This window comes from Candidatus Sarcina troglodytae, assembly GCF_015708635.1.
Classification (GTDB): Bacteria; Bacillota; Clostridia; order Clostridiales; family Clostridiaceae; genus Sarcina; species Sarcina ventriculi.
In genome coordinates this window covers 2,397,537-2,416,338 of record NZ_CP051754.1, presented here as the reverse complement: position 1 = coordinate 2,416,338, position 18,802 = coordinate 2,397,537, and the positions used below count along the sequence as shown (strand labels likewise).

Below are 18,802 nucleotides of genomic sequence, written 5' to 3'. Positions count from 1 at the left end.
ATCAGAAACAGGAAAGGTATATAATTAATTTGTAATTAAATTTAAACGTTTAAATAATGATTATTATTAAATATATTTAGGGAAGTGTAATTTTTATGGAAATAAAAAAAAGCAATAGTAAATTAGCACCTATATTAATTTCATTACCTGCTATTGGTTTAGGACTTGCTTGGAATATGAATAGCACAGTAGTGCCTTTGTTGGTAGCACTTGTAACTAAATCATCTTTTTTATTAGGAATTTTGGTTGCTATGGCATCGGTTACAGGGATTTTTGCACCATACATATCTGGAATTTTAAGTGATAGAGTGGGTAAGAGAAAACCATTTGTTTTGATAGGGTCTTTAGCAGGAGCTATTTTCTTGTTTTTATTGGGTTTTTCTTCTTTTTATTTTGAAATGTTTATTTTTGCATTTTTATTTTATTTATCAATGAATTTTTATCAAGGAGCTTATTATGCATGGGTGCCAGAAGCTGTTGAAAAAAATGAAATTGGACTTGCAACAGGATTTAGAACTGCTTTTTATTTTATTGGTGGAATTATAGTATTTGGAATTGGTGTTATTTTATTTAATATGAATCCGGCGTTGCCTCTTATTGTGTCAGCTGTTGTAGTAATAGTAACTAATATAATAACAGTCATTAATGTAAAAGAAGATAGTAGCCGTTTAGTAAAATCCACATCAAAATTAAGTTTTGATTTTATAAAGAATAAGTCTGCAATGAAAGTATTTATGACAGCATTCTTTTTATACTTATCTTATGGATTTATAATGCCATATTGGATAAGATATTATGAAAAAATGAATGGATTTACAAGTAATGAAATTAGTACTGCATTGGTTGGTATGACATTAATGGGTCTTATTTTTTCAATATTTATAGGAAAATTATGTGATAAATATAATAAACAATTAATTTTGTTTTTATCTTGTACAGTTTGGCTTATAGGATTTATTGTAGGGGCATTTGTTATGAACATAAGTATGTTATGGGCATTTACATTAATTTTTGGATTAGCTTGCGCTATGTTTAGTGTAGTGTTTTATGCATTGATTCCAGCTGTTGCTCCTAAAGAGAGATTAGGTGAATATATGGGGATAAATAATATATTTTTGTGCATACCACAAATTATAGGAAATCTTGTAGCTGGTGAATTGATAACCAATAACGCATTTTTAATATTTCCTTGCTGTATTGTATTCATAATTATAGCAATGTTAATTTGTGTTATAGGTAAAATGAAGCTCAATGATGATAGTAGTGTAATTGAATCTAAGCCAGATAAAGCTAAAGTAGCTTAAAATAAATATTATTATAATAAAAAATAACTAATATCTAACGGAGGGGGAGTTGTATATTATGAAATATTTAGTACTAGATGTTGGAGGAACAGCAATTAAATATGCTTTAATGACAGAAAAATTAGAATTTTTAGAAAAGGGTAAAATAAAGACACCTAGGGATTCTATAGAAAATTTTATAGATAATATAGGTAATATTTATGATAAGTATAAAAATGATATAGAGGGTATGGCTTTAAGTATTCCAGGAATTTTAGATAGTGATACAGGATATATGTATACAGGAGGATCATTAGAATATAATACAGATAAAAATATGATTAGGGTGTTAGATGAAAGATGCAAAACAAAGATAGCAATTGAAAACGATGGCAAATGTGCAGCTTTAGCAGAGTTGTGGAAAGGAAACTTACAAGAGTGTGAAAATGGAGTTGTTATTCTTTTAGGAACTGGTGTTGGAGGAGGAATAATTAAGGATAAAAAACTTTACAAGGGAAAGCATTTTTTTGCAGGTGAGTTTAGCTTTATAGCAGGTAATATAAATGTTATGAGTAATAATGATAAAGAGTGGTGGGGAAGTTTAAATGGCTTAGATGGTCTTTTGGATGATTTTGCGAAAGTTAAAAATTTAAATAGAAATGAAATTGATGGAATTAAATTTTTTGAATATGCTAACAATAATGATAAAGATGCTTTAGAGATTTTAAATAAATTTACTTACAAAACAGCTTTAGCAATAATAAATCTTCAATGTATATTAGATGCTGATAAATATTTAATTGGTGGGGGTATAAGTGAACAAGATATTTTAATAAAGTATATTAAAAAAAATATTGACGATTATCATAGTCAGTTTGAATATTTTGTTCCTAAACCTATTGTAGACAGATGTAAATTTAGAAATGATTCTAATCTTATAGGAGCATTGTATAATTTTTTAATTAAAAAATGATTTAAATATAATAAATAAGTCTTATCAGATTTTTAATTTCTTATTTATCTGATAAGGCTTATTTTTATTTATTTCTTGCACTAAGAATGGTTCACAATTAAAAGTATATATATTATAATTAAATTTTAAGATAATTATATTTTAATTTTAGATAAATTGACTTATAGAAGGGAGGGGTTTATCCGTTGGAGGGACCAGGAATTAAAAGTTCTCCTCAAAGTATAGAGGCTGAGAAATCTGTTCTAGGCTCTATGATGATAGACAAGAACGTTATAGCACAGGCGGTAGAAATATTAAGTGCTGAAGATTTTTATAGGGATGCACATAAATATATATTTAAAAGCATTGTTGAAATGTATCAAAGAGATGAACCTATAGATGAAATTACTCTTTTAGAACATTTAAAATCTACAGATAGATTAGAGAAATCTGGTGGAATAAGTTATATAACAGAAATAGGTTCTTCAGTTTTAACAACAGCAAATGTTAAATCTTATATAAAAATAGTTGAGGATAAAGCAACGTTAAGAAAACTTATTGATTCATCAACTAAAATAATAGAAAGTTGCTATAATAATCAAGATGATGTAGAAAAAGTTATAGATGTAGCAGAACAGAAAATATTTGATTTAGCAGAAAAGAAGAGTAGTAGTGATTTTGAGCCTTTGAGTGATATTTTAGAGAGAGGCTTTGAGCAAATAGAAACTCTTTTTAATAATAAAGGTGAGGTTACAGGTGTTGGTTCTGGATTTAAGGATTTAGATGATTTAACATCTGGTTTTCAAAAAGGGGATATGATATTAATTGCTGCAAGACCTTCTATGGGTAAAACCACTTTTGCTTTAAATATAGCAGAGCATGCGGCACTTAGGGAAGGAAAAAGTGTTGTTATATTTTCTCTAGAAATGTCTAAAGAACAATTAGCTTATAAACTTTTATGTTCTGAGGCTAATGTTGATATGTTAAAACTTAGAACAGGAAATTTAGAAGATAAGGATTGGGAAAATATCGCAAGAGCATCAGGACCATTATCATCAGCTAAAATATATATAGATGATACTGCTGGTGTTTCTATAATGGAAATGAGGTCTAAATGTAGAAGACTTAAGATAGAGTATGGCATAGATTTGATACTTATTGATTATTTACAGCTTATGAGCGGTAGTGGGGAAGAAAGTAGACAACAAGAAGTTTCAGAAATATCAAGAAATATTAAAGCGATTGCTAAGGAAATGCAATGCCCTGTTATAGCACTTTCACAGCTATCTCGTGCTCCAGAACAAAGGGCTGATCATAGACCAATGCTTTCAGATTTAAGAGAGTCAGGTTCAATAGAACAAGATGCTGACCTTGTTATGTTTTTATATAGGGATGAGTATTATAATAAGGAAACAGAAGAAAAAAATGTTGCAGAATGTATTATAGCAAAGCAAAGGAATGGTCCCGTTGGCAATGTTAAATTAGCTTGGATTGGACAATTTAGTAAATTTGGAAACTTAGAACACAATTATAGAGAATAAATAATAGGCTATGTTTTTAATATATAGTGTTGTTGATATATTAAGGCATAGTCTAAATTACTACATATAAAAATAGAAAGGTAATGAGTTATATGAATAAAAAAATTGGTTTTGTGGGTTGTGGCAATATGGGAAGTGCCATGGTTGGAGGAATTTTAAATTCTGGTCTTGTGGAGTGTGAAAATATAATTGTATCATGTAAAAGAGAGTCTAGCATTAAAAATTTAGAAGAAAAGTTTAATATAAAAGCCACTTTAAATAATATTGAGGTTTGTAAAAATAGTGAGATAATTTTTTTAGCGGTTAAACCTTATATGTATAAAGAGATTATAGAAGAAATAAGAAATTATATAGATGATAAAAAAATAATAGTTACGATAGCGGCAGGAGTGACTTTAACTGATATAGAAGAATGGTTTAATAAAGATGTTAAAATTGTTAAAACCATGCCAAATACACCAGCTTTGGTTGGAGAAGCAATGACTGCTATTTGTGCAAATAAAAATGTAACTAAGGATGAATTAAATATAATTACAAGTATATTTAATTCTTTTGGTAAAAGTGAAATTTTAGAAGAAAAATATTTTCATGCTTTTACTGCTCTTTGTGGTTCTTCACCAGCTTATGTTTATATGTTTATAGAGGCTATGGCAGATGCTGCTGTAAAACAAGGATTACCTAGAGATAAAGCTTATAAAATGGCATCTCAAGCTGTTTTAGGTTCGGCGAAAATGGTTTTAGAAACTAAAGAAAACCCAGGAAAACTAAAAGATAATGTTTGTTCGCCAGGTGGTACAACAATAGAAGCTGTTATAGAACTTGAAAGACAAGGATTTAGAAACGCAGTAATAAGTGCAATAGAAAAGTGTGAAGAAAAGTCTAGAAATATGTAATATAGAAATTTTTTAATAGTGTTGGTTTTATTAAGATTTTTCATCTTAGTTAAAACCAACGCTTATTTTAAGTTTTACTTTTTATCCCCAAAAACTTTTTTATTAAGTTCAAGACCAGTTTTGGTTATTGCAAGACCACCCATTGCAGTTTCTCGTAAAGAAGCAGGCATATCACGTCCAACCCTATACATAGCTTCAACAGTATCATCAAAAGGAATTTTGCTAGTGATACCAGCCATGACCAAATCTGCAGTAGTAAGTGCACTTACAGCACCTGCAAAGTTTCTTTTAGCACAAGGAACTTCTACAAGACCAGCTATTGGATCGCACACTAATCCCAATATGTTTTTAAATACAATTGCAGCGGCATTTAATGCCATTTCAGGTGTTCCGCCCATCATCTCTACAGTAGCAGCAGAAGCCATGGCAGCACCTGATCCACATTCAGCTTGACATCCACCTTCAGCACCAGCTAGGGTTGCATTTTGAGCTATAATCATTCCGACGGCAGAGGCTGTTAAAAGACCTTTTATCATTTCATCATCAGAAAGATTTAATTTTTCCCCAACAGTTAATATAACAGCTGGCAAGATTCCACAGGAACCAGCAGTAGGACATGCTACGATTCTTCCCATAGAAGCGTTAATCTCAGAGCAAGATAAAGCTTTAGCCATGGCACTAACCATTGTTTCGCCAGTTAATGTATTGCCTTTTTCAAGGTATTTTTTTAGTTTATAGGCATCTCCACCTATAAGACCACTAACAGAAAAAATTTCAGATTCTTGTCCTTTACTAGTAGAATCTTTCATAACATTTAAAACAAGTTTCATATTTTCTATAATTTTTTCTCTAGTTGAACCTTTATTTTCAATTTCATGTAAAATAGCGTATTCACAAAGAGAAATATTGTTTTCTTTACAAATACGTATAAGTTCTTCACCATTTCTTGCAAACATTAAGAGATACCTCCTTCAACAGGGTTTAAAACAATAATTTTATTCACGTAATCTACTTTCTTAATATCTTCAATAATGTGTTCATCAAGAGTGTTATCAAGTTCAAATATCATAACAGCAGATTTACCCTTTTCAATTCTAAATACTTTCATAAAAGCTATATTAACATTGTATTTATACACAATTTCAGATACTTTACAAACAACACCAGGTACATCTTTTTGAGATATTATAAGAGTTGGGTATTCACCGCTAAAATCTAAGCTATTTCCATTAACTTCTGTAATTCTAATGTTTCCACCGCCTATGGACGAACCCATAACTTCACAATAAGTATTATCAACAGTAGTCATTAAAAATTTAACTGTGTTTGGGTGTTCATTACCTAAATCACATTCTTTAAACTCAATTTCTAGAGATTGCTCTTTAGCTATGTCTAATGAATTTCTAAGTCTTACATCAGATGGTTCCATTCCTAAGATACCAGCAACTAATGCTTTGTCTGTTCCATGGCCTTTATAAGTTTTTGCAAAAGAACCGTGAAGTAAAAAAGTTACTTTTTTTAGTTTGTTATGACCACATATAGATTTAGCTACTTTTCCAAGTCTTGCGGCACCTGCTGTATGAGAACTAGATGGACCTATCATAATAGGACCTATTATATCAAAAATTCCAAAATTTTGCATAAAATCCCTCCTTTAAAAATAATAACATATATAATATCATTTTATGTCATAACTTATTTTTAATAAAGTAAATTAAAGTAGAAAATTAAGTTAATAATAAGTTAATTGCTTATTAAAAATAAAATTGGAAATTATAAAAATAATCACGAATTATATTTTTGAGTAAGAAAAAAATATACGATATATTTTCATTGACCTAGGTAAAATACTTTGATAATATGGTAATGGAGTAATAAAAAATATAAAAAATACTAAAAAATACGAATATTACTCCTGTAAATAAATCCGAACAAACGGTGGTGTTTACATAATTAAAGGAACGTGTTTCTTTTATTTTAAGGAGGAAATTTTTTATGTCAGCATTTATTGTATTAGGAGCTCAATGGGGCGATGAAGGTAAAGGAAAAATGACAGACTATTTAGCAGAAGAGGCTGATGTAGTTGTTAGATTCCAAGGAGGAAACAACGCTGGACATACAGTAGAAGTTGGTGATAAGCAATATAAGTTACACCTAATTCCTTCTGGTATATTACATGATGAAAAATTAAATGTTATAGGTAATGGTGTTGTTGTAGATCCAAAGGCTTTATTTGAGGAAATAGATTATTTAGAGGGATTAGGGGTTAAGGTTACTCCAGAAAAGCTTGTAATTAGTGACAGAGCAAATGTGATAATGCCTTATCATAAAATACTAGACGTTTTAAAAGAAAAAGCTAGAGGGAAAAACGATATAGGGACAACAGGCAAAGGAATTGGGCCTTGTTATACAGATAAAGTTGAAAGATCAGGAATAAGAATATCAGATCTTTTACATGAGAATGAATTTAAAGAAAAATTAGAAATTAACATAAAGATGAAAAATGATTATATTAAACTTTTAGGTGGAGAGCCATTAGATTTTCACGAAATATTTACTGAATATTTAGAATATGCTAAGAGATTAAAACCATTTGTTAAAGATACTTCAGTTAGAATTTATAATGAAATAAAAAATGATAAAAATGTTCTTTTTGAAGGTGCGCAAGGAATGCTTTTAGATATTGACTATGGAACTTATCCATATGTTACATCATCTAATACAACTTCAGGTGGAGTTGCTAGTGGAACAGGAATTGGACCTAATATGATAACAAATGCTGTTGGAATAGTTAAAGCATATACTACAAGAGTTGGTAAAGGACCATTCCCAACAGAACTTTTAGATGAAACTGGTGAGTGGATAAGAGAAAAAGGACATGAATATGGAGTTACTACAGGAAGGTCTAGAAGATGTGGGTGGCTTGACCTTGTTATAGTAAAAACAGCAGCTAGAGTTTCAGGATTGACATCTTTAGTTGTGACTAAAATAGATACACTTGCAGGTCTTGAAAAACTTAAAGTTTGTACCGGATATAAATTAAATGGAGAAATAATAGATTATTTCCCAGCTAGCTTAGAGGATTTAGCTAAATGTGAACCTGTATATGAAGAGTTTGATGGATGGGGAGAAGATGTAGCGAATGCTAGAAGCTACGAAGAATTACCTGAAAACGCCAAAGTATATTTAAATAGAATAGCAGATATTACTGGTACTAAAATTTGTATAGTTGGTGTGGGTCCAAAGAGAAATCAAACTATAAGAATAACAAAGGAACTTTAATATATAGTATAAATGTGAAAAGAGTTGTATTAGGTATTTTAATGCAACTCTTGTTTTTGTTTTATTGATTTTAGGAAAATTACTAAATCATAATCATATGAAAGATATGTTTAAATATCATAGTATAATTATTTTAGAGTATATTCTAAATCTAAATAGTATAAATAAAGAGAAAGTTGGTGATTATAGATATGGGATATATTTTAGAATTAAGAAAAGAGTTAAAAAATCCATCAAGACCTTTGATAATGACATCAGCAGGGACAATTATAGTAAATAATAAAGGTGAAATACTACTACAACAAAGAACAGATAACCTTAAATGGGGTTTCCCAGGGGGAAGTTTAGAGCTTGGTGAAAGTTTTGAGGAAGCTGCAATTAGAGAGGCAAAAGAAGAAGTTGGGTTAACATTAAAAACTTTAAAGCTTTTTAATGTTTATTCAGGTAAGGAGTGTTACAATAAGTATCCTAATGGTCATGAGATATATAATGCTTCAGCTATGTTTATATGTTTTGATTATGAGGGAGAGATTATTTTAGATGAAGACGAAACTAAAAATGCAGTATTTTTTAGTAAAGAAGCCTTTCCTAAGACTTTTGATATAAATCCTCCAGATAGAGTTGTTATAGAGGATATAGTAAAAAATTTTGATTTAAAAAATTATAAAAAAAATATTTAATTTCTATTATATATTGGTCAATAAAGTTTAACAAAATATATTTATATTAAATCAGAGTATTTTACTTGTATTTAAATAGATTTAGAGTTATAATAAATTTAAAGTTATTGTAAAACATTTAATAATAAAATATGAGGTGAGTATATAATGATAACAAAGGAAATGAGAATCGGAGAAATATTACAAGCTAAACCAGATGCTGCACAAATATTAATGAGCTTTGGAATGGGATGTATAGGATGTCCTTCATCACAAGCTGAAAGCTTAGAAGAAGCTGCTATGGTTCATGGATTAAATATAGAAGCTTTAATAGAAGCTTTAAATAAATAATATTATAAAATAAGAAAATGTCTTAGGCTTAGCCTAAGGCATTTTTTTACAATTCATTTTATAATCATTCTTTTAATATAGATGGATAAATGGAATTTATTTTTATTAAAGCTAAATAAAATAAAAAAAATAAAAAAATATTTAAAAAACTATTGTTATTTAATAATAATTATTATATAATAAATTCATAAGATAAGTGGAACAAAACAAACACTTACATATGAGAAATGTTAAATGATGTATAAGTATAAAGAGATGTTAAGAAATGTGGAACAAAACAAACACTTACATATGAGAAATGTTAAATGATGTATAAGTATAAAGAGATGTTAAGAAATTAGGAGGAATTATAGTTATGAAAAAATTTGTTTGTACAGTATGTGGATATGTTTATGAAGGAGAACAAGCTCCAGAAGTTTGCCCAATATGTAAAGTTGGAGCAGATAAATTTATGGAACAATCAGGAGATTTAGTATTTGCTGATGAACATAGAATAGGAATCGCAAAAGGTGTTGACCCAAGAATAATAGAAGGATTACAAGCTAACTTTGCAGGAGAATGTACAGAAGTTGGAATGTATTTAGCAATGTCAAGACAAGCAGATAGAGAAGGATTCCCAGAAGTTGCAGAAGCTTATAAGAGATATGCATTTGAAGAAGCAGAACATGCTGCAAAATTTGCTGAATTATTAGGAGAAGTTGTAACAAACAGCACTAAAGAAAATTTACAATTAAGAGTTAATGCAGAACACGGAGCAACTCAAGGTAAAAAAGATTTAGCAACATTAGCAAAAGAATTAGGATTAGATGCAATTCATGATACAGTTCATGAAATGGCTAAAGATGAAGCTAGACACGGAAGAGGATTTGAAGGTTTATTAAACAGATATTTTAAATAGAATTTAATTATAAAATGAGAGATATATAAGATTAGGAGGAATTATAGTTATGAAAAAATTTGTTTGTACAGTATGTGGATATGTTTATGAAGGAGAACAAGCTCCAGAAGTTTGCCCAATATGTAAAGTTGGAGCAGATAAATTTATGGAACAATCAGGAGATTTAGTATTTGCTGATGAACATAGAATAGGAATCGCAAAAGGTGTTGACCCAAGAATAATAGAAGGATTACAAGCTAACTTTGCAGGAGAATGTACAGAAGTTGGAATGTATTTAGCAATGTCAAGACAAGCAGATAGAGAAGGATTCCCAGAAGTTGCAGAAGCTTATAAGAGATATGCATTTGAAGAAGCAGAACATGCTGCAAAATTTGCTGAATTATTAGGAGAAGTTGTAACAAACAGCACTAAAGAAAATTTACAATTAAGAGTTAATGCAGAACACGGAGCAACTCAAGGTAAAAAAGATTTAGCAACATTAGCAAAAGAATTAGGATTAGATGCAATTCATGATACAGTTCATGAAATGGCTAAAGATGAAGCTAGACATGGAAGAGGATTTGAAGGTTTATTAAATAGATATTTCAAATAAAATTTGTAAATTAAATTAATTAAAATAAAGTATCAATAAAACATATATTCTAAATTATTAAGCCAACTTTTAAATATTGAAAGTTGGCTTTTTATTTGATATAGTCTTTTATATAAATTTTAAAGGGGTGATTAGATGAATAATTTTTACGAAAAAGAGTATGAAATAGCTTATTGGAATACTAATTCAAGGTTGGAGAGTAACATAACATCCATATTGCATTTTTTTTCGGATATAGCAATAAAGCAAGAAGAATCTCTAGGATTTTCTATGGGTGATATGCTTGAAAGTAGAGAAGCATGGGTTCTTTTTGATTATGATATAAACATTATAAGATACCCTAAATATAGAGATAAGATAAGGGTGAGAACCTTTGTTGAAACTATTCGTAGATTTTATGGATTAAGAGGATTTGAAATATATAGTGAGGATGGAGAGTTACTGGTTAAATGTGATTCAATATGGTTTTTAATTGATCTTGAAAAAAGAAGGTTAAAAAGTGCCGATGATAAGTATTATATTGCACATAAACTAGATAAGGGTAATTTAAAGAATTTGAGAAGCAAATTACACATAGACGAATTAGATAAAATTGATATAAATAAAATTTACAATATAGAGCATACACATATAGATAGTAATAAACATGTTAACAATGTTAAATATATGGAGTGGGTAATAGACAGTATGCCATTAGAAATTATAGAAAATTATAAAATTAATAAGTTGAAAGTAAAGTTTGAAAAGGAAGTTCAATATGGTCATAATGTTTTAGTTCAAGGAGAATTGAAAAAAATTGATGACAATACAGTAAAATCAATACATATAATAAAATCAGATTCAGGAGAAAAGTTAACATCTGTTGAAAGCTTTTGGTTTAAGATAAATTAATATGTATTTTATAAATAAGTGTTGATTTTAGAAAAGATAATTTCCTTTCAAAATCAGCACTTAATGAAGTAGTAATCAGTTAAGAGAAGCACTTTTGCCAGCTAAAAATCCAGAACTCCAAGCCCATTGTAAATTAAATCCACCACAATCGCCATCAACATCTAATATCTCACCACAAAAATAAAGATTTTTTACTAAATTAGATTCTAAAGTAGTATTATTTATATCCTTTGTATCAATTCCTCCAGCTGTAACTTGAGCAGAAGAAAAACCATTAGTTTCCAAACATTTAAATTTCCAACATTTCATAAGAGAAAATAGTTTCTTTTTTTCTTGCCAAGTAAGTTCAGAACAAGGTTTATGAAGTTCTGCAATTCCAGCCTCTTTTAAAATTATTGGAATAAGTTTTTTGTTTATTATACCTATCAAGGAATCTATTACAGCTCTATGAGAAAATACAGCAAAATGTCCTTCAAGAAAATTTTCTATATCATTTATAGATTTTTCAGGCATCATATCAACTGTTATGTAAATATCTTTTCCTTTTGATAAAAGCCTTGAGGCAGTCCCTGATATTTGAAGGATAGGAGGTCCAGAAATACCATAGTCAGTAAATAATATCTCGCCAAATTCTTTTCTAAAAGATTTTTCATTAGAAATAACTTCAGCATAACCATTGAATTTAATTCCAGATAAAGCTTTTAAGCTTTTATGTTGAAGTTTAAGTTGAACGATAGATGGAATAGGGGTGATTATTTTATGCCCAAGATTTTTTACAATATTATAAGCACTTCCATCAGAACCTGTTTTAATTGCTGATTTTCCTCCACAGGAAATGATAAGTTTTCCACAGGATATGCTATCATACTCATTATTTTTTGTGGATAATTTAAATTTATTTTTTTTATTAATTATAGAATTTACTTTAAAATTATTATAAATAGGGATATTTCTATCCTCTAATGCCAATCTAAAAATATCTATAACAGATGAGGCTTGTAAAGATTGTGGATAAATTTTTTTATTTTCAAGTTCTATTAAAGGTAAACCTAAATTTAGAAAGAATATTTTTGTATCTTCAACAGTCATAGAATTTAATGCAAAATCAAAAAAGTTATTATTATTGCTATGAAAATTTACAAATGGTGGTTTTATAGAAGAATTGCTTATGTTACATCTTCCATTACCAGTTGTCAAAAGTTTTTTACCAATCCTATCGGTACCTTCAACAATAGCTACATCCATGCCAAGATCTTTTGCAGTTATTGCAGCGATAAGTCCAGAGGCACCACCGCCTAAAACTATTAAATCATGATAAATCATAAAAATTCTCCTTAAAATATTTTAGTAACACTATTATAAACAAAAGTTAATAAATTTCATATAAGTATTTAAAAAATAAAAAAACAATCAAAATAAAATAGTTTTATATCATATATTGTGTTTTCTCATGGAATAATAAAAATAATATTAAATTTTTTAGAGTATTAATCAAAAAAGGAGAAACGTATTTATGAAAATAAAAATTAAAGATAATAATTCTTTAGACAAGGGAAGAGAATTTAAGGTCAGACGTATGAATTATGATCAGGTGGTTGTTAATTATCCAGGGGAAAAAGGTATAGAAATCTTAAAAACTGATGATGTTGAATTTATTAGTGAAAATGAATTTGATGATTTTTTAATAAAGCATAGATATTTATTAAAAATAAAGATAAACAGAGGGATTTCAGTAGTATTTTATAAATATCTTTTTGATGAGTTAGAAAAATTAATACAAGATACAATAGTCGATTTTAAAGTTTTAAAAGATAGTTTTAAAATTGTTAATAAAAGAGGAATGTGGGAAAAAGAAATGGTTATTATGCTAAATCATGAATATAGTATACAAGTAAGTGTTAATGGTGAAAAATTTAAAAAAGATAGTTATAGATATGATGTAAAACAATTAACAGAAGATGAATTAATGGAATTTTGTAAATTTAATATTGAAAAATTAGAAAAGGATATAGAAAATAAAAATAAAGAATTAAACATGTTTAAGGAAATAAAAAGTAATCTCAATGAAAATGTTTAAATAGTGATTAAACATAATAATTAAGATACAGTTTTAAGTAGTATAAAAATGCTAAATGATAAATAAAAAGAGAAAATATTAAAAAAAGTTAAAAAAAATAGTTGACACTTCTTTAGTTTTTCTGTATTATATTTATGTCGGGTAACCGAATATAGGAAATGTTAATTATAAGGCCCGTTGGTCAAGCGGTTAAGACACCACCCTTTCACGGTGGTAACAGGAGTTCGATTCTCCTACGGGTCACCATTTTTAAGGTCGCATAGCTCAGCTGGGAGAGCATCTGCCTTACAAGCAGAGGGTCACAGGTTCGATCCCTGTTGTGACCACCATTTTAAAAAAATACGGTTCAGTAGCTCAGTTGGTTAGAGTGCCGGCCTGTCACGCCGGAGGTCGAGGGTTCGAGCCCCTTCTGAATCGCCATTAAGGCCCGTTGGTCAAGCGGTTAAGACACCACCCTTTCACGGTGGTAACAGGAGTTCGATTCTCCTACGGGTCACCATTTTAAGGTCGCATAGCTCAGCTGGGAGAGCATCTGCCTTACAAGCAGAGGGTCACAGGTTCGATCCCTGTTGTGACCACCATTTAAAAAAATACGGTTCAGTAGCTCAGTTGGTTAGAGTGCCGGCCTGTCACGCCGGAGGTCGAGGGTTCGAGCCCCTTCTGAATCGCCATATTTGCTGGCATGGCTCAACGGTAGAGCAGCTGACTTGTAATCAGCAGGTTGTAGGTTCGATTCCTATTGCCAGCTCCAAAAAACTTCAACACATATGTTGAAGTTTTTTTATTTTACATAAAGAAATTCATCCTAGAATTTATAATAGGATGAATTTGCATTTTGCACTTTAGTTAAATTTTTTTTACTTCGTATTTCTTTAGTATTATTTTTAATTCTTATATCGTCACCATATACATTAAATAATCTAAAGTTTCCAAAAAGTCTTGATGTTATTCTTTCTATGTACATAGTTGTAAGTTCAGAAATATTTAAGTTAGTGGAAATAATCATTTTTTTATTAAGAAGTAATTTTTTATTTAATAGATTGAAAAGTTCTGTTCTTGTAAAGTCAGTTATTTGTTCTGCTCCCAAATCATCTATTATAAGAAGATCACAATTTACAAGCAAATCTTCTAGTTCTATATTATTTTCAAACTTTATTTCCCTTAAATTTTTAACTAGTTCATCTGATGTTCTGTATATAACCAAAAAACCTGAATCTAAAAGAGATTTTGCAATACAATAGGTTAAAAATGTTTTCCCAGTTCCAGGACTTCCGTAGAAAAGGAGATTATCGTTTATATTTTTAAAGTTAGGAATATATTCATTTGATATTGAATTTAATATTATTTGCATATTTTCCCTTGGAGAAAACATCTTATCTGTTCTTTTGTTAGAATAAACATCTAAAGAAAAACTACTAAAATTATTTACTCTTAAAGTATCCTCTAAATGTGAATTTTCATAATAAACTTTTATAAGTTTGTTTTTATAACAAGTACATTTTTTAGGTCCTATGTAACCTGTATCTTGACATTTTGAACATCTATAGTGAAGATTTAAATAATCAGTACTATATCCTCTTTCAACAAGCATTTCATACTTTTTAGCTCTTAAGTCTTCTATTTTTTCTCGAAGCTCATTAAGTTCAGCTTCTTTGTTAGGTGAATTTTTTAGTGCACACATAGATAAATTTAAACATTGCTTTGCTATGTTTTTTTCTAGCTTCATTATTTCAGGATACTTATCTTCAATTTCTTTAGTTCTTTGTTCTAATGATAATTTTTCTTCTTGACGTATTTTTTCATATAAATTCATAAGTTTAGTTTGATATCCCTTAATCATCGTCGTATTCACCATCATCCCATCCTAAAAGTTGTTTTTCTAACTTATCATAATCATATTGTCTTTGAGTGAAGTTAGCAAAGTTAGAAGGTTTGTCTTTATGAAAATTAATATTATTATTTTTGTAATTATTATTTTGTATTTGAGTTTGTTTATTAACATCTTTAGTAGCTATATCTTCTAAAGTAGTTATATTATCTTTAAACCATTTAGCAAGTATGCCATCTATATATCTAAAATCTGCTCTATTTAGCCTTTGTGAACAAATATCACAAGCTTTTAATATAACTTCTATAGAAAAATTATATTGGAATAGCCATTTTTCTATCATATCTTGATGAGGTTTCATAATATCAGAATTCTTTATACCTAAATAATTCAAAATATTTCTTATTTTAGTCCATTTATCTTCATGTTTTGTTATAAGGTTTTGAGCATCATCTACTGTTTTAACTCCTGCATCAAACCAAGAAAGGGCAACCTTTTCAAAATATCTAGAATCATTTTTTCCTTTAGATAAGCAGTATTCTATAAGGATTAATATAAGTTCAGATGAAAAATTAAATTCACTTTGCCAAGATAAATAGTTAGACATTTCAGAGGGAGAAAGAGTTCTTCCTATAAGGTTTTCTATGTCTCTAAGCATATCTTTGTTATTTGATTGAGATAGTGCTGACAAAAGATCTATATTTTTTTTGTAGGTATCTTCTGAGTCTACTAAATCAATAAATTCTATGTTAAAATTATTCATTTTATCTATTGGGTTTAATTTTATCACGCCTTCTTCATTCCAGTATGATAATGCGTTCATAATATCAGATTCTAAAAGGTTAAGTTTAGCAGCGAGTATTGAAGAACTTATTCCAGGTTCACCGCTCATGCTATATTTTAATAAAAGTATATACACTTTTACAAACTCACCGCGAGCTTTTAGCATATATTTATCTATAAATACATTATTGACTGGAGTGAAGTTATTAGCTGAGTTTTTAAGCATAAAAGTACTCACTTTTAGACTCCTTTCTGCTGTTAGTTATGCTATATAAGTATAATAATTATATCAAAGACAGTTTTTGATAACAACATGTAATACTTGTTTATAAAATTGATTTAAAAAATCTTTTTAGGTCTAAATATCCTTGACCAACTGTATCGTTTGAATAATATTCTATTTCATTACAGCTTAAGGTGATTAAAGAACGTAAATCTTTTAAAGTTAAATTAGGAGTATTATCTAATAAAATAGCAGAAAGACCTGAAATATAAGCACAAGCTAAGGAAGTGCCACTAAAAGTTATATAATTATCATTAAGTTTTCTAGGATAAAGCTTAATCCCATTATTTTCGGGAACATATGAGGCATTAGAATTTAAGCAACGTATTTCAGAACAAGCTGCACTAAGTTCTGGCTTTTTTAGATTTTTATTTCCTGATGATGAAAAATTATAAGGTTCAATTTCATGTTTAGTAGTATTTAATCCTCCAACAGTTAAACAATTTTTACATAATGATATGCCCTTTATAGAATTTTCTAGGTTTAAATTGCTTCCAGATGCTACAATAGGAATTATATTTTTAAATTCAGCTAATTCAAAGATAGACTCAAAGCAATTTAATATAAATGGATTATTATCAAATGTTTCAAAAGGAAGGCATAAAACTCTAATGTTTAAAGAGGTATCCATTATTAAAGATTCTATTGCGAATAAAATATCTGATATAAAACCTTTTCCAGTAGAATTAAATGCTTTATAGCAACAAATAGAACCTTTTTCAACTATACCTTTGTATGTTCCTTCAGATGAAATTCCACTTCCGCATATAATTCCAGCTACTGCTGTACCATGTCCATTATCATCATATGGATATTCATAATTGTTTATTAAGTCAACAAAATGTTCAAGTTTATTAAAAGGTTTTACTAAATCTGGATGAGGATAAACTCCGCTATCTACTAATCCTATATTTATATAATCGCTTTTTATAGCTGGCATTTGTAAGTTTATATGATTGGCAGTTTTTAAGCTTAATCCACATAAAAATGCATACGAATCTAAAGAAATAAATTCAATTTCGGGATATTCTAAGAGTCTATTTATAGACCTAGGAGTTAATATAGCACAAATTATAGAGAGTGAGTCTACACTGTTTAAAACTACACCTTTTAGTGATTTTATTTTTTTTTTCATGTCATTTACAAACTTTTTGCATTTTATAATCACTCTATATGACGTGTAATAGGATTTTTCTAAAGAAAATTTTAGATTATTATCTAATTTATTTTTGTATGAAAACATGATTATTACTCCCATTTAAAATACTATAATATTATATATTATGAATGAGAGTAAGTTTTTGATATCTAAAATTTAGTATTAATGAAATTTCCATTTAAATATTATAATCCCTGCAATCATAACAGCAACGCCTATAAATTCATTTAATGAAAATGTTATTTTAGGTGTTTCAAATAATCCAAAGGCATCTATGAGAGCGGCGACTACGAGTTGAGCTACTAAAATAGTGGCTATACCATATGTTGGGCCAAGACCTGCAACAGTTTTTATAACGGTAAATGTTATAATTACACCTAAAACCCCTCCAAGAAGATAAATTTTATTAACAGATACTAAACCTTTCATATTGCCTTTTCCAATAAAAAACATGATGATTAAAGATAAAACAAAAGCTGAACCTTGAACGATAGTTGTAGCTTCCCAAAGTCCTATTTTTTCATTTAATCTTGTGTTTAAAACTCCCTGAATGCTCATAGTAGCCCCAGAGATAATAGCAAGTATTATTGCTATCATAAACAGAACACCTCCTACTATGTTTAAAGTAACATTTTTATATGATTTATTAATGGTACATAAAGACTAAAAATATTAAATGTTAGATAAACATAGTATTTCCAAAATAAAAAAAAACTCTCTAAAAATTAGAGAGCAATTTTGCAAAATTTATTTTGAAAAAATTCTTGTTTTATTTTAGAACTTGAGAATCCAAGAGTTATTCCAAGGCTAATGAAATCTTCAAGTAATGTTTTGTAATGATCCATTGAATTTGAGATTATTAAGTCATTTGTGTCAATAAGTAAATTTAAGAATTGATCGCTCAAACAATAATCATTAGGTTTTACAGCAATGTATTCTAAATTATCATATCCTTTATCTATACCAATTCCAAGTATAAGACTTAAGCAGTCGATATATTTTTTTAGAACAATATTTGGGGAAACTAAATTATCATCATTAGATATCCAATATTTAAAACATTTAGTTTCAGCTGCTAAATTACTAATTTTAACCTGTAAAGATAAGTGCTTTCTAGTATTAATTTTATAGCTAGTTAGGCTTTTATCTATAAAGATATTTTTCATTAAATCCTTCTCATGGGAGAAGAAATCTTTTAAATACATAAAATAACCCCCTTGGCATTATTCGAAAATATTCCTAATAGTAATTTTACAAAAAATTTTGATAATTGAAAAGCTTAGAAAACGAATACATAATAAAAATTCAGTAAATTTAGTAAAAAATTAAG

19 protein-coding genes and 7 tRNA genes are annotated in these 18,802 nt (G+C 28.6%); 18 read left to right on the top strand and 8 right to left on the bottom strand.

Annotated features, from left to right (window positions below):
* Positions 1-95: 95 nt before the first annotated feature.
* The 4 genes from HH195_RS11290 to proC all read left to right on the top strand — a co-directional run bounded on the left by HH195_RS11290 (position 96) and on the right by proC (position 4,669).
* Entirely contained in the window at positions 96-1,304 is a 1,209-nt protein-coding gene (locus tag HH195_RS11290; RefSeq protein ID WP_243278507.1) for an MFS transporter, read from the top strand.
* Between the two features lie 58 nt (positions 1,305-1,362).
* Positions 1,363-2,256: an ROK family protein gene (locus HH195_RS11285; protein ID WP_196371138.1), complete on the top strand. Its 894-nt coding sequence runs from the start codon at positions 1,363-1,365 to the stop codon at positions 2,254-2,256.
* A 185-nt stretch (positions 2,257-2,441) separates the two neighbouring features.
* The gene (locus HH195_RS11280; RefSeq protein WP_055259116.1) at positions 2,442-3,776 is read left to right on the top strand and encodes a replicative DNA helicase; all 1,335 of its coding nucleotides are present in this window, start codon (positions 2,442-2,444) and stop codon (positions 3,774-3,776) included.
* Positions 3,777-3,868: 92 nt separating this feature from the next.
* Positions 3,869-4,669, top strand: coding sequence for a pyrroline-5-carboxylate reductase (proC, locus tag HH195_RS11275; RefSeq protein WP_195926922.1), 801 nt, complete (start codon positions 3,869-3,871; stop codon positions 4,667-4,669).
* Positions 4,670-4,743: 74 nt separating this feature from the next.
* Here proC and sdaAA read toward each other — a convergent pair whose 3' ends face one another.
* Complete coding sequence (gene sdaAA, locus HH195_RS11270; RefSeq protein WP_055259112.1) at positions 4,744-5,625, bottom strand: L-serine ammonia-lyase, iron-sulfur-dependent, subunit alpha; 882 nt, start codon at positions 5,623-5,625, stop codon at positions 4,744-4,746.
* A complete protein-coding gene (gene sdaAB, locus HH195_RS11265) occupies positions 5,625-6,311 on the bottom strand; it encodes an L-serine ammonia-lyase, iron-sulfur-dependent subunit beta (RefSeq protein ID WP_058993692.1) in 687 nt (228 codons plus the stop codon). Before sdaAB ends, sdaAA begins: the two co-directional genes overlap by 1 nt.
* 353 nt (positions 6,312-6,664) lie before the next feature.
* Here sdaAB and HH195_RS11260 point away from each other — a divergent pair, with 353 nt between their 5' ends.
* The 6 genes from HH195_RS11260 to HH195_RS11235 all read left to right on the top strand — a co-directional run bounded on the left by HH195_RS11260 (position 6,665) and on the right by HH195_RS11235 (position 11,342).
* Positions 6,665-7,951, top strand: coding sequence for an adenylosuccinate synthase (locus tag HH195_RS11260; protein ID WP_058993690.1), 1,287 nt, complete (start codon positions 6,665-6,667; stop codon positions 7,949-7,951).
* A 191-nt stretch (positions 7,952-8,142) separates the two neighbouring features.
* On the top strand, positions 8,143-8,631 hold the full coding sequence (locus HH195_RS11255) for an NUDIX hydrolase (RefSeq protein ID WP_055259176.1): 489 nt from the start codon (positions 8,143-8,145) through the stop codon (positions 8,629-8,631).
* 147 nt (positions 8,632-8,778) lie between these two features.
* Positions 8,779-8,961: a DUF1858 domain-containing protein gene (locus tag HH195_RS11250; protein ID WP_055259107.1), complete on the top strand. Its 183-nt coding sequence runs from the start codon at positions 8,779-8,781 to the stop codon at positions 8,959-8,961.
* Positions 8,962-9,316: 355 nt separating this feature from the next.
* Complete coding sequence (locus HH195_RS11245) at positions 9,317-9,859, top strand: ferritin family protein (protein ID WP_058993685.1); 543 nt, start codon at positions 9,317-9,319, stop codon at positions 9,857-9,859.
* Between the two features lie 49 nt (positions 9,860-9,908).
* Positions 9,909-10,451: a ferritin family protein gene (locus HH195_RS11240; protein ID WP_058993685.1), complete on the top strand. Its 543-nt coding sequence runs from the start codon at positions 9,909-9,911 to the stop codon at positions 10,449-10,451.
* A gap of 135 nt (positions 10,452-10,586) precedes the next feature.
* A complete protein-coding gene (locus tag HH195_RS11235) occupies positions 10,587-11,342 on the top strand; it encodes an acyl-[acyl-carrier-protein] thioesterase (protein ID WP_058993683.1) in 756 nt (251 codons plus the stop codon).
* 75 nt (positions 11,343-11,417) lie between these two features.
* On the opposite strand, the gene HH195_RS11230 is transcribed toward HH195_RS11235, so the two are convergent.
* The gene (locus HH195_RS11230) at positions 11,418-12,665 is read right to left on the bottom strand and encodes a BaiN/RdsA family NAD(P)/FAD-dependent oxidoreductase (RefSeq protein ID WP_196371137.1); all 1,248 of its coding nucleotides are present in this window, start codon (positions 12,663-12,665) and stop codon (positions 11,418-11,420) included.
* 190 nt (positions 12,666-12,855) lie between these two features.
* Between HH195_RS11230 and HH195_RS11225 the strand changes: the two genes are divergently transcribed.
* The 8 genes from HH195_RS11225 to HH195_RS11190 all read left to right on the top strand — a co-directional run bounded on the left by HH195_RS11225 (position 12,856) and on the right by HH195_RS11190 (position 14,170).
* Entirely contained in the window at positions 12,856-13,419 is a 564-nt protein-coding gene (locus tag HH195_RS11225; RefSeq protein WP_196371136.1) for a hypothetical protein, read from the top strand.
* A 171-nt stretch (positions 13,420-13,590) separates the two neighbouring features.
* Positions 13,591-13,665, top strand: a tRNA-Glu gene (locus tag HH195_RS11220).
* A 7-nt stretch (positions 13,666-13,672) separates the two neighbouring features.
* Positions 13,673-13,748: transfer RNA gene (locus HH195_RS11215), tRNA-Val, on the top strand.
* 14 nt (positions 13,749-13,762) lie between these two features.
* A tRNA-Asp gene (locus HH195_RS11210) sits at positions 13,763-13,839 on the top strand.
* A gap of 4 nt (positions 13,840-13,843) precedes the next feature.
* Positions 13,844-13,918, top strand: a tRNA-Glu gene (locus HH195_RS11205).
* Positions 13,919-13,924: 6 nt separating this feature from the next.
* Positions 13,925-14,000 (top strand) — tRNA-Val (locus tag HH195_RS11200).
* 13 nt (positions 14,001-14,013) lie between these two features.
* Positions 14,014-14,090 (top strand) — tRNA-Asp (locus tag HH195_RS11195).
* Between the two features lie 5 nt (positions 14,091-14,095).
* Positions 14,096-14,170: transfer RNA gene (locus tag HH195_RS11190), tRNA-Thr, on the top strand.
* 54 nt (positions 14,171-14,224) lie between these two features.
* On the opposite strand, the gene HH195_RS11185 is transcribed toward HH195_RS11190, so the two are convergent.
* The 5 genes from HH195_RS11185 to HH195_RS11165 form a co-directional block, all read right to left on the bottom strand.
* Positions 14,225-15,259 carry an ATP-binding protein gene (locus HH195_RS11185; protein ID WP_196371135.1) on the bottom strand — a complete coding sequence of 345 codons (1,035 nt, stop codon included), beginning with the start codon at positions 15,257-15,259 and terminating at the stop codon, positions 14,225-14,227.
* Positions 15,252-16,268, bottom strand: coding sequence for a DnaD domain protein (locus tag HH195_RS11180; RefSeq protein ID WP_055259094.1), 1,017 nt, complete (start codon positions 16,266-16,268; stop codon positions 15,252-15,254). The genes HH195_RS11185 and HH195_RS11180 overlap by 8 nt, the downstream gene beginning before the upstream one ends.
* A gap of 88 nt (positions 16,269-16,356) precedes the next feature.
* A complete protein-coding gene (locus HH195_RS11175) occupies positions 16,357-17,556 on the bottom strand; it encodes a S8 family serine peptidase (protein WP_196371134.1) in 1,200 nt (399 codons plus the stop codon).
* Between the two features lie 78 nt (positions 17,557-17,634).
* The gene (locus tag HH195_RS11170; RefSeq protein WP_196371133.1) at positions 17,635-18,069 is read right to left on the bottom strand and encodes a DMT family transporter; all 435 of its coding nucleotides are present in this window, start codon (positions 18,067-18,069) and stop codon (positions 17,635-17,637) included.
* A gap of 128 nt (positions 18,070-18,197) precedes the next feature.
* Positions 18,198-18,677 (bottom strand): dUTP diphosphatase, encoded by a 480-nt coding sequence (locus tag HH195_RS11165; RefSeq protein WP_055259089.1) that lies wholly within the window; start codon positions 18,675-18,677, stop codon positions 18,198-18,200.
* Between the last annotated feature and the right edge of the window lie 125 nt (positions 18,678-18,802).